This is a genomic window from Ruegeria sp. CJ9, from assembly GCF_056536625.1.
The window spans coordinates 25,157-39,036 of record NZ_JBQFPY010000009.1; the positions used below are offsets into that span (position 1 = coordinate 25,157).

The window sequence follows — 13,880 nt, forward strand, 5'->3', positions numbered from 1 at the left end:
CGGTGGTCTGCCCGCCCCGCAATCGGGGGCAGGCAGAGGGTCAGTTACATTTTGCACTCGGCCGCATAAGCGTCAGAGTGGTTTTCCAGCGCAACGCCGAGGATCTTGTTGGTGAATACGTCACCTTCCTTGATCACTTCACGCGCATAGATGGTCTGAACCGGGTGATGGTTTGGGCCAAAGCTGAATTCGCCGCGGGTGCTGTCGAACTCGGCCGCTCGCAGCGCCTCACGGAAAGCATCGGCATCTGACGGGTCGGCCTTGTCCAGCGCCGACAGCAGCAGATTGGCGGTGTCAAACCCTTGGCTTGCGTAGAGCGAAGGCAGACGTCCGTATTCCGCCTGAAAGCTTTCCACAAACGCCGCATTGGTCGGGTTGTCGATATCCTTGTTCCACTGCGAGGTGTTCACCACCCCCATCGCCGCATCACCAACTGCCTGCAGGATGCCCTGATCAAAGCTGAAGGCCGGACCGACCACGGGCAGGTCGATCCCACTGTCGGCATATTGCTTGAGGAAGGAAATCCCCATACCGCCTGGCAGGAAGAAGAACACGCTATCCGCATCGCTGGCCCGGATCTGAGCAATCTCGGCGGCATAGTCGGTCTGTCCCAGTTCGGTATAAATTTCACCGGCCAGATCGCCTTCGAAGAACCGTTTGTAGCCTGTCAGAGCATCCACACCAGCCGGATAGTTTGGGGCCAAGATAAAGCTGTTCTTGTAGCCCGCACCGTTGGCATAGGCCCCCGCAGCCTCGTGCAGGTTGTCGTTCTGCCAGGCGACGTTGAAATAGTTCTGATGGCAACCTTTCCCGGCCAAGGGAGACGGGCCCGCATTGGGCGACAGATAGAATACGTTCTGGTTCACCGCCGCAGGCACAACCGCCATGGCAAGGTTGGACCAGATGATACCGGTCATCACATCGACCCGTTCGGATTGGATCATCTTGTCCGACAACTGCACGGCGATGTCGGGCTTGCGCTGGTCGTCTTCGATTACAACCTCAATATCGTCGCGGCCCGATTGCGCGATGGCCAGCATGAACCCGTCCCGCACATCGATGCCCAACCCGGCCCCGCCACCAGACAGCGTAGTGATCATCCCGACCTTAACCTCGGCCACCGCACCGGTGGCGCACAGCGCGGAAACCGCAGCGGCCGCTAGAAACTTTTTCATCTTCATCTCCCTTCGTTGGTCTTTCGAACGCGCCTTTTGCCAATCTTCCCCGCGTTCAGCCTATGCCCCTGACAGGGCGTTCTTTTTTGTTATGCCGCTATTCACACCGATCACGCCCCGTTCGTCGAGGGGGATTTCAACCTGAAGCGCTGAATTTTTCCCGTCGCGGTCTTTGGCAACGCGTCGCAGAACCGGATCGAGCGTGGGTATTTGTAGGGCGCGATGACGGATTTAACATGAGTTTGCAGCGCCTCGCGCAGGCTATCCTCTGCCACAGCACCTTCGGTCAGCACGACATGCGCCTCGACAATTTCGCCCCGATCCGGGTCTGGGGCACCGATCACGGCGCATTCCAGAACAGCCTCATGCGCCAGCAGCGCGGCTTCGACCTCGGGGCCTGCGATGTTGTAACCGGCCGAGACGATCATATCGTCATTGCGTGCCGCGAAATGGAAATAGCCGCCTTCGTCCTGATAGAAACTGTCGCCGGTGATGTTCCAGCCGTCGTGAACATAATCCTTTTGACGATCATCATTCAGATATCGGCAGCCGGTCGGGCCTCGCACCGCCAATCGGCCAATGTCGCCCGTTTTGGCCTCGGTCCCGTCGCGGTTCAAAACCTTCGCTTCGTACCCTTTGACCGACCTTCCGGTGCAAGCGGGCCGGTGATCGTCGAACCGGTTTGAGATGAAGATATGCAGCAATTCCGTGGCCCCGATGCCATCGAGCATCGGCTTGCCTGTACGTGCAATCCAGTCGTCATAGACGGGTTTGGGCAACGTCTCGCCCGCCGAAACGGCAGCGCGCAGGCTGGACAGATCGGCCCCGTCCTCCATCGCTTGCAACATGACCCGATAGGCGGTTGGAGCTGTGAAACAGACGGTGGCTTTATACTTCTCGATGATCTCGATCATACCGGAGGGAGAGGCTTGTTCCAGCAAGGTCGCCGTTGCCCCAAATCGCAGTGGAAACACCGCCAGTCCACCCAGCCCGAAAGTGAATGCCAATGGAGGGGACCCGACAAAGACGTCCTCAGGCTGCACGTTCAGAACCTCGCGCGCATAACCATCGGCGATGATCATCAGATCGCGGTGAAAGTGCATCGTGGCCTTGGGCTCTCCGGTCGAACCTGAGGTGAATCCCAGAAGGGCAACGTCATCGCGACCCGTTTGCACGCATTCGAACTGAACCGGTTTTTCCAGCGCCAGACGATCAAGTTCGGCATCGTGGTTTGAGGTGCCGTCGAACCCCACGACGCGCTCTAGGGACCGGCTATCCTGTGCGCAGGTTTCCATTTCCTCCATCAAACGCGTATCGCAGAGGGCGAACTGGATCTCGGCCTTGTCCACATGTTTGGTCAACTCTCCCGCCCGCAGCATGGGCATGGTGTTGACGACTACGGCCCCAGCTTTGGTCGCGGCCAGCCAGCAGGCCACCATGGCCGGGTTATTTGCCGACCGGATCAACACCCGGTTACCGGGCTGTACCCCCAGATCTTCGACCAGCACGTGCGCCAGACGGTTGGTCCAGTCGGTCAGCTCTTTATAGGTCCGCTGCCGCCCATTTCCGATCAGGGCGATGTTGTCGCCAAACCCCTTGTCCACCATCGCATCAGTCAGCTCATACGCAGCATTCAGAAGGTCGGGATAGTCGAACCCGTCCAACAGAAAATCTGGCCACTGCTCCTCGGACGGCAAGCTATCGCGGCTGAACGTATCGATATGTGCGGACGGTCCCAACATCACTTCCCCTCCCTATGCGCGGCCATTGCCTGACGGGCGATGACCACTTTCTGAACGTCCGAGGCACCCTCGTAGATGCGCAACGCCCGGATTTCACGGTACAGCGCCTCGACCGGCATGCCCGATCGGACACCATCACCGCCGAACAGCTGTACCGCCTTGTCGATGACCTGCTGCGCGTGGTCGGTGGCAAAAAGCTTGGCCATTGCGGCCTCACGTGTGATCCGTGGTGCCCCACTGTCTTTGGTCCAGGCGGCGCGGTAGACCAGCAGCGCCGCCGCATCGACGTCCAGCGCCATATCGGCGATGTGACCTTGCACCATCTGCAGATCGAACAGCGGGGCGCCTTGCACATGCCGGGTACTGACCCGCGTCAACGCCTCATCCAACGCGCACCGGGCGAACCCCAAGGCCGCTGCCGCCACGGTCGAGCGGAACACATCCAGCACTGACATGGCGATCTTGAACCCGGCACCGGGCGCGCCGATCATCGCCGACGCTGGGATACGCGTATCAGAAAACCGCAGTGTCGCCAGCGGATGCGGAGCGATGGTGTGCAGCTGTTCGGCAACCTCAAACCCCGGCAAGTCGGGTGTTACCACAAAGGCAGACAATCCCTTAGCACCCGGCGCCTCGCCCGAGCGGGCGAACAGTGTGTAGACATCGGCAAGGCCCCCGTTCGATATCCAAGTCTTTTCGCCGTTCAGAACATAGTGATCGCCATCTCGTATTGCGGTCATAGTAGAATTCGCCACATCCGATCCTGACTGTGGCTCGGTCAGCGCAAAGGCTGAAATCGCCTGCCCGCTGCGCGTTTTTGGCAACCATTCGGCCTTTTGCTGGGGTGAGCCGAACAGGGAAATCGCACCGGTGCCAAGGCCCTGCATGGCAAAGGAAAAATCGGCTAACCCATCATACCGGGCAAGGATTTCCCGGGTCAGACACAAAGTCCGCACATCCAACTGGCCGTCTTCATCCGCAGTTGGCTGCAGCAGCCCCGCCGCACCCAAGTCGCGCACCAGCGCGCGGCAGGCGGCATCCGTGTCCGCGTGGTCGACCTTTAGCTCCTGCACGACCTCTTCGACTCGCGCGGCCCAGCTGCGGTGGCGTGGCTCGAAAAATGGCCATGACAGGAAGCTGCGATCTGCCATCAATCCCCCTCGAACTCTGGTTTTTCTTTGGCGACAAAGGCGTTGTAGGCACGCTCAAAATCGCCGGACTGCATGCAGATGGCCTGCGCTTGTGCCTCGGCTTCGATGGCCTGTTCGATCGACATGGACCATTCCTGCGCCAACATGGTTTTGGTCATCATATGCGCGAAATTCGGTCCCGCAGAGATACGCCGGGCCATGTTCTGCGCCGCGCCCTCAAGCTGATCCGCCTCGACCACGCTGTTGTAGAACCCCCAGCCAAGCCCCTCCTCGGCGCTCATAGACCGCCCGGTATAGAGCAGCTCTGCCGCCCGCCCCTGCCCGATGATACGGGGCAAGATGGCACAGGCTCCCATGTCACAACCAGCCAGCCCAACCCGTGTGAACAGAAAGGCGCATTTCGCCTGTGGTGTGGCGATACGCAGATCGGATGCCATGGCGATGATTGCTCCAGCCCCAACGCAGATACCGTCCACCGCCGCAATCACCGGCTTACCGCAATTCACCATCGCCTTGACCAGATCGCCGGTCATGCGGGTAAAGGCCAACAACTCTTTCATATTCATGCGGGTCAGCGGGCCGATGATGTCATGCACATCGCCACCTGAGCTAAAATTGCCACCATTCGACGCAAAGACCACGGCGTCCACATCATCGACATAGACCAGATCGCGAAACCAGTCGCGCAGCTCGGCATAGCTGTCGAAGGTCAGCGGGTTTTTCCGCTCAGGCCGGTCCAAGCTGACCGTGGCAACGCGGTCCTGCACCTCACACTGGAAATGTTTGACGTCACGGATCATTAGGCTCCTCCGGCAGGCTGAATTCGGTGGTGAGCGTCCTTGCATCCTCGGCCGAGAATTGGCCCAGCATATCGGCGATCCATGCCTCATGCGCAGCGGCCTGGCGGGCGAATTCCGCGCGGCCCTTTTGGGTCATACACACGCGATGGGCGCGGCGGTCTCCGGGCACCGGCACCCGCACCAGCAGACCATCGTCAGCCAGCCGGTCCACGATCCCGGTCACGTTGCCATTGGAGACGCGCAGCACGCCCGAAATCTCGCTCATTTTCAGGCCGCCCTCAAAGCGCGAGAGCGCTGCCATCACGTCGAACCGGGGCAAGGTCGTGTCGAACTCGGCCCGGAAATTCTCACGCAGTTTGGCCTCGATACCTCGGGTGGTTTTCAACAGACGCAACCACAGACGTAGCCGTTCTTTCGAGGCATCCTCAAGCGGGGGGTGTGCAAGGGTCGGGGTCATATTTCACCTCCCGAAAGGCTGAGCGTGTGTCCGTTCACGGATTTCGCAGCGTCCGAGCACAGCCATTTCACTGCGCTGGCGACCTCATCCGTTTCGATAAACCGGCGTTGGGGGTTGCCCCGGTGAAGCGAGGCGGCGGCGTCCTCTGCGCTCATCCCCGTTTTTTCGACGATGGTTTCGATCGAACGTTCCAGCATCGGCGTGTCTACAAAACCGGGGCACACGGCGTTGACGGTGATCCCGGTCGGGGCCAGTTCAACTGCCAGCGCGCGGGTAAGGCCGATAACCCCGTGTTTCGCGGCGCAATAACCAGAGACGTAAGGATAGCCTTTCAATCCCGCTGTCGAGGCGATGGCGACCAGACGCCCGGCGCCCGCCGTCTGCATGTCTGCCAGCCCGGCCTGCCAGACGTTGAACACACCGATCAAGTTGACCTCGGTCATGCCGCGCAGGTCATCCGCCGTCATTTTGGCAAACGGCACCGAATGCGCCGCGCCTGCATTGGCGATGACCGCCGTGACCGGGCCGCGTTGGGCGCGGGCGGACTCGAAAGCGGCCTGTACTTGCACCGTGTCGGTCACATCGCAGACTTCGAAAGGTAGCCTCTGCTGCTGCAAGGTGGCCTCGGTCCGACCCAAAAGAGTGATCGCCACGCCATCCTCTGCAAACGTCTTCGCAATCGCTGCACCGACCCCGGTGCCACCGCCTGATATGACCACATGACTCATACCTTACCTGCCATTTCCGCGTCGCGGTCGGCCAGACGCCAGGCCTGATCGCGCCCAGCCTCATAGGGTTTTGGCCAGATCTCCTGCCGGTCGCCCAGCGCCGTGGCTGCGTGCAGGGTCCAATAGGGGTCGTTCAGATGCGGTCTGGCCAGACAGACCAGATCAGCGCGCCCGGCCATCAAGATCGAATTGACATGGTCGGCCTCGTAGATATTGCCAACTGCCATTGTCTTGATGCCACGTTCATTGCGGATACGGTCCGAGAATGGGGTCTGGAACATCCGCCCATAAACCGGCTGCGCCTGTGTCGAGGTCTGGCCTGCGGACACATCCACGATATCCGCCCCCGCCGCATCGAACATCGCCGCGATCTCAACGGCCTCTTCCGGTGTGATGCCGTTTTCACCCGCCCAGTCACTGGCCGATATACGCACTGCCATCGGCTTGGCCTCGGGCCAGACCGCGCGCATGGCCGCGAACACCTCAAGCGGGTAACGCATGCGGTTTTTCAGGCTGCCGCCATAGTCGTCGTCTCGTGTGTTTGAAAGCGGAGAGATGAAGGACGAGATCAGATACCCATGAGCCGCGTGCAGTTCTATCATGTCGAACCCGGCGCGATCAGCCATTTGGACGGCTGCTGCGAACTCAGCCATGACGCGATCCATATCCCACCGATCCATCGCTTTGGGTATGGCGTTGTCGTCTGACCACGCAATGGCCGAGGCGGAGATCAGGGGCCAGTTGCCTTCCTCCAACGGCTGATCCATGCCCTCCCACCCGATGCGCGTCGATCCTTTGCGCCCGGCATGACCGATCTGGCAGCAAATCTTGGCGTCGGTCTCGGTGTGGACAAAATCGGTCAGGCGGCGCCATGCCGCCTCATGCTCGGGCGCATACAGACCGGGACAACCTGGCGAGATGCGACCATCGGCACTTACACAAGTCATCTCGGTATAGACCAGCCCTGCCCCGCCCTTGGCGCGCTCGCCATAGTGGATCAGATGCCAGTCGGTTGGGCAGCCATCCACGGCCTTGTACTGTGCCATGGGTGAGACCACGATCCGGTTCTTCAACTCCATCCCACGCAGACGGAATGGCGCAAACATGGGCGCGCGGGCGGGAGCGTTGATCCCGACCCCGGCTTGCGCCATGAACCAGGCCTCGGCCCGGCCCAGCCACCCAGCATCGCGTTCGCGCAGGTTTTCATGGCTGATCCGTTGCGACCGGGTCAGCATGGAATAGTTCAGCTGCACGGAATCCAGATCCAGATAGCGTTCAACATCCTCGAACCACTCAACCGAGTTCCGCGCCGCCGATTGCAGTCGCAGTACTTCGAGCCGCCGTTCGTCTTCATAACGGGCAAAGGCAGCCTCAAGCGTATCTTCGCTGTGGATATACTCGGCCAGCGCAATCGCGCTTTCCAACGCCAATTTGGTTCCCGACCCGATCGAGAAATGCGCCGTAGCCGCAGCATCCCCCAGCAAAACGACGTTGTCGTGGCTCCATTTCTCACACAGCACGCGCGGAAACCGCAGCCAGGCTGAGCCACGGATATGGTTGGCATTAGTCATCAGAGCATGCCCGCCCAGATGATCCTTGAAGATGTCTTGGCAAACGGCAATCGAGTCCTGCTGGCTCATCTTGTCAAAGCCATAGGCATCGAATGTCTCTTGTGTGCATTCGACAATGAAAGTCGCGGTGTCTGGATCGAATTGATAGGCATGGGCCCAAACCCAGCCCTTATCGGTCTTCTCGAAGATAAAGGTAAAGGCGTCGTCGAATTTCTGGTGCGTTCCCAGCCACACAAACTGACACAGGCGCTGGTCGATATCCGGTTTGAACACATCTGAAAACTCGGCGCGGGTTTTCGAATTCAGCCCGTCCGACGCAATGACGACGTCATAGTTGGCCATATAGTCCAAGGCGGATGCAGCCTCGGTTTCGAACCGCATCTTCACATCCAATTCGCGGGCGCGGGCCTGCAGGATCAGCAACAGCTGCTTGCGCCCGATGCCGCAGAACCCATGCCCGCCAGACACAGTGCGCTGGCCTTTGTGAACCAGCGCCACATCGTCCCAATAGGCAAACTGTTCCCGAATTCTCTCAGCGCTGATCGGATCGTTGACCGCCAGATTGTCCAACGTTTCATCGGACAGAACGACGCCCCAGCCAAAGGTGTCATCGGGTCGGTTGCGCTCGATCACCTCAATCTCGGCCGCCGGATTTCGAAGCTTCATCGAAATCCCGAAATAAAGACCCGCCGGTCCGCCGCCAAGGCAAGCAATGCGCATCGCTAAACTTCCCCTCATCCGTCTGAATACCTGAAACGCTAGACCGAGTCGCTGATCCCTTCAAGTTAAAATATTTTATGCTTGAAGTTTTTTTGCGAGAAGTTACGCTTTCAATTATTCTCCAAAACGTCGGGTGGCCGGATGGTGGTGCGTGTCGAAACAAAGGACGATTTGGCGGTTGTGACGATCGACAACCCGCCTGTGAACGCGGCCAGTCAGGCAGTGCGCGCGGGGCTGTTGGCAGCCATTGCTGAGACCGAAGCGAACACCTCTGCCAAGGCCGTCATACTGTGCGCTGAAGGTCGGACATTCACTGCTGGTGCGGATGTACGCGAGTTTGACAAGCCGCCAATGGAGCCCCACCTGCCGGACGTCATCCAGGCGATTGAAGACACAATAAAGCCCTGGGTCGCGGCACTGCACGGTTCTGTCCTTGGCGGTGGACTTGAGATCGCGCTTGGGTGCAGTCACCGCGTGGCGCTGCGCAGCACCTGGTTTGGCCTGCCCGAGGTAACGCTGGGCCTGATCCCTGGCGCGGGCGGCACCGTTCGACTACCGCGCCTGATCGACCCGCTTGAGGCGCTGAACATGGTGACCAGCGGTAAGCCGATCTCTGCTACGACGGCGCTGAACCTAGGTCTGATTGACGATATCGCCGACGGTGACCTGATGGCCTGTGCCAGTGCGCTGGCCCGGTCGGCCGCAAACGCTCGGCCTAGAACTGCATTGCGGCACCGGAACGCCAAACCAGTTATGGACCCAACAGCTTGGGAAGCAGCAAAGACCGGCATCATCACAAAAGCGCGCGGCGCACATGCGCCTGCCGCAGCAGCAAGGGCCGTGCAAGCCGCGCTCGATCTGCCCGCGGATCAAGCTCTGTGTCAAGAGCGTGAGACGTTTTTGGCCCTGAAATCCGACCCGCAAAGCGCGGCCTTGCGATACATCTTCTTTGCTGAAAGATCAGGGTCGAAACTGTCCGAACTGAAGGACATGGAACCCCATCCGCTCACAAGCATCGGCGTGATTGGTGGGGGCACCATGGGGGCCGGGATCGCCGCCGCCTGCCTGCTGGCAGGGCTGTCAGTGACCTTGGCTGAACGGGACGAAGCTACCCGTGCAGCCGGGCAAGGTCGCATCGCAGCCATCCTAGACAACAGCAGAAAGCGCGGCCTGATTGACCAAGACAAGCAGGAGGCTCTGACCGCCGCTTTATCAACCACGACCACATTCGAAGCTCTGACCGAAACCGATCTGATCATCGAGGCTGTATTCGAGGACATGGAGCTGAAAACGCAGGTCTTTCAGGAGCTTGATAAGCATATCCGGCGCGACGCCATTCTAGCCAGCAACACGTCTTATCTGAATATCAGCGCCATGGCCGCCCAAACCAGACACCCCGAACGTGTGATCGGCCTGCACTTTTTCTCACCCGCCCACATCATGAAACTGGTTGAGGTCATCATCCCAGACAATGCCGCCTCATCCGTTGCGGCCACTGGCTTTGCGCTGGCCCGCAGGCTTGGAAAGATCGCCGTACCCGCCGGAGTATGTGACGGATTTATCGGCAACCGCATCATGTCTGCCTATCGACGTGAATGCGAATACATGCTCGAAGACGGTGCCCTCCCATGGGACGTTGATCAGGCGATGCGCGATTTTGGTTTTCCCATGGGCGTGTTTGAGATGCAGGACCTTGCGGGCCTCGACATCAGATGGGCCAAGCGCAAAAGCCAAGCCGCGACCCGCGACCCCGCCCAGCGCTATGTTCACATTGCCGACAAGCTGTGTGAGGCGGGACGTTTCGGGCGCAAGGCTAGCCAAGGTTGGTACGATTACGCGGACGACAAAGCGACCCCATCGCAATGGGTGGAAAACCTTGTTCTCGCGGAATCCGCGCGCAAAAAGATCGCGCGCACTCCGATATCCGACACCGAGATCGTCCAGCGCATTCTGACCACTATGCAGACCGAGGCGCAGGCCCTTTTGACGGAAGGCATAGCGCGGCGCCCCGAGGATATCGACGTGGTCATGGTCAACGGTTATGGCTTTCCACGCTGGCGCGGCGGCCCGATGTTCCTGAAACACCACCCTTAGTTGGATTGAACACCCTCAGAAACTCGGCGCGATCATGTTGGCATAGTTGTTGGCCAGCACCTCGGCATCAGCGCGGTTGAACTTGACCGAGGGCAGCGCCTGCATGTCGATCTGTGCCGCATTGTCGAATAGTTTCGCCAGATCGACGGTCAGATGAACCTCTTGCTTTCCGTCTGCCAAAACCTCCGCCGGAACTAAAAATTCGACCTCGCGCGCGTTCTCGGAAAACCCCACGTGATAGACCAGGGGGGACACGTCCCCACCCACTTGCAGCGCCCCTTCGAACACGACAAATTTGTACCCGACCTCCCAATTCCAGGCCATCTGACTGTTGGGGTCCAGATCCCCGCGCACCTCAATCGAACTGTTCGCAGCCGGGTCGACACCGATCAAAAACCGCACAGTTTCAATCGATGGCAATGGCACGGCAGGCAAGGTGATCGAATGCGCGCTGTCCGCATTGTCAAAGCGCAGCAAATGATAACTTTCGGGTTCGGCATAGGTCTCATCCCCGTGCCCGAAAGACAGGTTGCTGAGGTAGAACCTGAAGTCGCGAACCCTGAACTGACCCTGCCCGCCCGGATTTTCATAGATGAATTGATCATAGATCAGAGGCTCATCCCCCATCTGGGCGTGGAATGTCAGCGTGATCGGCGTGGCTTTGTTTTGCCCCGGGTTCAGCACGAACCACCCCGCGATCAGGACCACCAAGGCTGAAATTACAATGATCGGACGCATCACGACCCTCCCTCGAACGGGTTGGAAAACTGCGGGTTGGTCATAAACGCCTCATCCGTCAGAGTGTGCAGGAAGGCGATGATGGCCTGGATTTCATCGGGCGTCATGCGCAGGCCCACCGTTTCCTGCCCCGCCTCGGGCGCGTTGTCGGCCTCAAGGATCAACGGGCTGAGTGTATCGCTGACCACGATACCATCGTTGTAATGGTCCATTACATCCTCCAGCGTGTCGAACCGACCGTCATGCATGTAGGGAGCTGTGACGGCGATGTTGCGCAGGGTCGGAACCTTGAAAAACCCCTTATGCGCCGGGTTGCCCGTCACCGCCATCAGACCGTCGGGCAAGGTCTCATCCGGATCCAGCCCGTTGTTGGAAAACCCGTCCAGCGCATCGCGAAAGCCCGAGGTCAGGAACTGACTGTGGCAATCGATGCAATTGCCGCCCCTCAGGGACACCTTGGTATCGGGATGCGCCATGAACAGCTTGCGCCCATGTTCTTCCTGCGCGGTCAGCCGGACCTCACCCCGTAGGTATTGATCGTATTTCGAGTTTGACGAGATCAAAAGCCGCATGAAAGTCGCCAGCGCCTTGGCTGTATTTTCGGGCGTTACCGCACCATAGGCCTGACGAAACATCTTGCGATAAGACCCTGAGGCCTGAAGCTCCTCCATCAGCGCATCGATATCCTGCCCCATCTCATCCGGATGTTGGATCGGCATCAATGCCTGCTCTTCCAACGAGGTCGCACGGCCGTTCCAGAAAAACCTCTCCTGCCCCCAAAGCAAATTGGCGAGGCTCATCGAACTAAAGTCCAGCTCACCCCCGGACAATGTCGGCGACTTTGCCAGCCCATCGGTAAACGCCAATTCCTGCACGTGACAGGTTGCGCAGGACACCTCATTGTTGCCCGACAGGATGGGGTCATAGAACAGGTGCCGGCCCAACGTGAACGCCTCTTGCGTCAGCGGGTTGTCGGGCGGAACGGCAAACCGCCCGAACACAAAAGGGGCTGAGAAATCGGCAATGGGCGTTGCCGTCGGGCCGCGCATCCGATCCCAAGCCATCCAACCAGCCACCGCAATCCCTGCGGCGGCCAGGATCAACACAACCCAACGCATTCCGCCCCTCCAACGGACGTTAGTGGTGGTGAACAAACCCCGAGCCAAACAGCCCTTCGAGGTTATCCACCCCCTTGTTGTAACGCTCTTTGAAATCAATCGTGGCCAGACGCTCTCCGGTCTCCAGATCATGAACCGAGATCGTATGGCTGGCCAGATCGGCGATGAAATCCACATCGGTCGGATCATCTTCAGCCCCGTTGCCCAGATTCAGCAGATTGTTCTGAACGGCAATCAAATCGCGCCCCGAAGCCGAGGTGAAAAAGATCATATGATGCGCCCCCGGATCGGCGACGATATCCGGCCCGCTGGGCACCAGCTCGGGCAACGCGGCCAATTCATAGCGTTTCACCACACCCGGCAGGGCATGCGAGATGAACAGCTCATCCTCGGTGCCGTAGAATTCCAGAGGTACAGCCGTTTCATTGGCAACACCGCTATAGATCACTTCGGCCTCACCAAAACTCTTGGAACTGGCGTCATAAGGTACTTTCCACGTCTCGAACCCGAACATTGTATTGGCCAGAATGGCCGGTTCGATATCTGGATGGATGCCCGGGCGGGCAAACAGCACCTCGACCGGAGAGGACGGAAAGTCCAGCGGCTTTTCTTTCTCAACCAAGATGTTTTCAATGGGCTCCAGCGCGTTCAGATCAATGATCGTCAGCATGTTGCCAACACCGGTGGCCAGATCCGGATGCACGGTCGAGGTCACGACCATGCGGTCCTCAAAAGCCGAGATACCATGCGGATACATGATATAGGGCGCGCCTTCGCCCACCTGGCTTTTGCGGGCTTCGATCACTTTTACGACCTCATTCGTCTGTGGATCAAAAACGCCCACCGAACCGCCATCATCGCCGCCGGTTCCGCCCATGAAGGTCACGAACATGTATTCCTGACCGTTCGAATTGGCCCACATGATGTCTTCACCCACCATCTGTCCCTGCGTATCCAGACAGGTAAAGCCCGAAATCACCGGCGCACCGCCTGCATCGCGGGCCAACCCGACCTCGGCCAGGCTGCACGAGGGATCAAGCCCCGTGGCATAGAGCCTGCCATTCGGGCTGTAATACAGATGGTGCAAGGGATGCTCCATCTCAGGCTGTTCTACTTCGCTGAGGATTTCTCCGAACCGATCCGACTCCGGGTCCAGCTCAATGATTGCGATACTGTGACTCGTATCCAGCGTCGGCAGCCCGCGCAGCAGCACCATGCCCTGGCTTTCCTCGCGGTCCTGCGACAATGCGGGCGACAGACCTGCCAGTATCAGGCCCGCACCGATCAGAACACTACGTGTAGTATGGCTGAATTTCATAACTTCCCCCCCTGAGATGAAATTTAGGAATACTTGTGAATAAGATGCACCTTACCCGACGTCATATCACAATACTGGAATGGAACCAAATTCATGGGGGCCGAAAGATTTGTTGACGGATGGGGCATTCCTCACTCAATGTTCTAGGCATCAGAGGATAAGGAACCGAAGCTGTGACAGCCACCCTTCGACAACCGATGATGCGTCGCGACACCGGGTGCGATCTGGTCGTCTAACCCGCGGGGACAGACCGTTATCATCTGACCCG

11 protein-coding genes are annotated in these 13,880 nt (G+C 59.1%); 1 reads left to right on the forward strand and 10 read right to left on the reverse strand.

Annotated features, from left to right (window positions below; all coding sequences use genetic code 11):
- Positions 1-44 precede the first annotated feature (44 nt).
- From ACR0AJ_RS16975 to ACR0AJ_RS17005, 7 genes are all read right to left on the reverse strand, one after another.
- On the reverse strand, positions 45-1,175 hold the full coding sequence (locus ACR0AJ_RS16975) for an ABC transporter substrate-binding protein (RefSeq protein WP_480741423.1): 1,131 nt from the start codon (positions 1,173-1,175) through the stop codon (positions 45-47).
- A 110-nt stretch (positions 1,176-1,285) separates the two neighbouring features.
- Positions 1,286-2,917 (reverse strand): AMP-binding protein, encoded by a 1,632-nt coding sequence (locus tag ACR0AJ_RS16980; protein WP_480648474.1) that lies wholly within the window; start codon positions 2,915-2,917, stop codon positions 1,286-1,288.
- Complete coding sequence (locus ACR0AJ_RS16985; protein ID WP_480648476.1) at positions 2,917-4,068, reverse strand: acyl-CoA dehydrogenase family protein; 1,152 nt, start codon at positions 4,066-4,068, stop codon at positions 2,917-2,919. Before ACR0AJ_RS16985 ends, ACR0AJ_RS16980 begins: the two co-directional genes overlap by 1 nt.
- Entirely contained in the window at positions 4,068-4,868 is an 801-nt protein-coding gene (locus ACR0AJ_RS16990; RefSeq protein WP_170362121.1) for an enoyl-CoA hydratase family protein, read from the reverse strand. Before ACR0AJ_RS16990 ends, ACR0AJ_RS16985 begins: the two co-directional genes overlap by 1 nt.
- Positions 4,858-5,325, reverse strand: a complete 468-nt coding sequence (locus tag ACR0AJ_RS16995) for a MarR family winged helix-turn-helix transcriptional regulator (RefSeq protein ID WP_170350925.1) — start codon at positions 5,323-5,325, stop codon at positions 4,858-4,860. Before ACR0AJ_RS16995 ends, ACR0AJ_RS16990 begins: the two co-directional genes overlap by 11 nt.
- Complete coding sequence (locus ACR0AJ_RS17000; RefSeq protein WP_480663671.1) at positions 5,322-6,053, reverse strand: SDR family NAD(P)-dependent oxidoreductase; 732 nt, start codon at positions 6,051-6,053, stop codon at positions 5,322-5,324. The genes ACR0AJ_RS16995 and ACR0AJ_RS17000 overlap by 4 nt, the downstream gene beginning before the upstream one ends.
- Positions 6,050-8,344, reverse strand: coding sequence for a bifunctional salicylyl-CoA 5-hydroxylase/oxidoreductase (locus ACR0AJ_RS17005; protein WP_480741424.1), 2,295 nt, complete (start codon positions 8,342-8,344; stop codon positions 6,050-6,052). Before ACR0AJ_RS17005 ends, ACR0AJ_RS17000 begins: the two co-directional genes overlap by 4 nt.
- Before the next feature lie 141 nt (positions 8,345-8,485).
- On the opposite strand from ACR0AJ_RS17005, the gene ACR0AJ_RS17010 reads away from it, so the two are divergent.
- Entirely contained in the window at positions 8,486-10,438 is a 1,953-nt protein-coding gene (locus ACR0AJ_RS17010; RefSeq protein ID WP_480741425.1) for a 3-hydroxyacyl-CoA dehydrogenase NAD-binding domain-containing protein, read from the forward strand.
- Positions 10,439-10,453: 15 nt separating this feature from the next.
- Here ACR0AJ_RS17010 and ACR0AJ_RS17015 read toward each other — a convergent pair whose 3' ends face one another.
- From ACR0AJ_RS17015 to ACR0AJ_RS17025, 3 genes are read right to left on the reverse strand one after another with little or no spacing between them, the layout of a single operon-like run.
- Complete coding sequence (locus tag ACR0AJ_RS17015; protein WP_480648484.1) at positions 10,454-11,176, reverse strand: MbnP family protein; 723 nt, start codon at positions 11,174-11,176, stop codon at positions 10,454-10,456.
- A complete protein-coding gene (locus ACR0AJ_RS17020) occupies positions 11,176-12,294 on the reverse strand; it encodes a cytochrome-c peroxidase (RefSeq protein ID WP_480741426.1) in 1,119 nt (372 codons plus the stop codon). Before ACR0AJ_RS17020 ends, ACR0AJ_RS17015 begins: the two co-directional genes overlap by 1 nt.
- A gap of 19 nt (positions 12,295-12,313) precedes the next feature.
- Positions 12,314-13,612, reverse strand: a complete 1,299-nt coding sequence (locus ACR0AJ_RS17025; RefSeq protein ID WP_170377969.1) for a hypothetical protein — start codon at positions 13,610-13,612, stop codon at positions 12,314-12,316.
- Between the last annotated feature and the right edge of the window lie 268 nt (positions 13,613-13,880).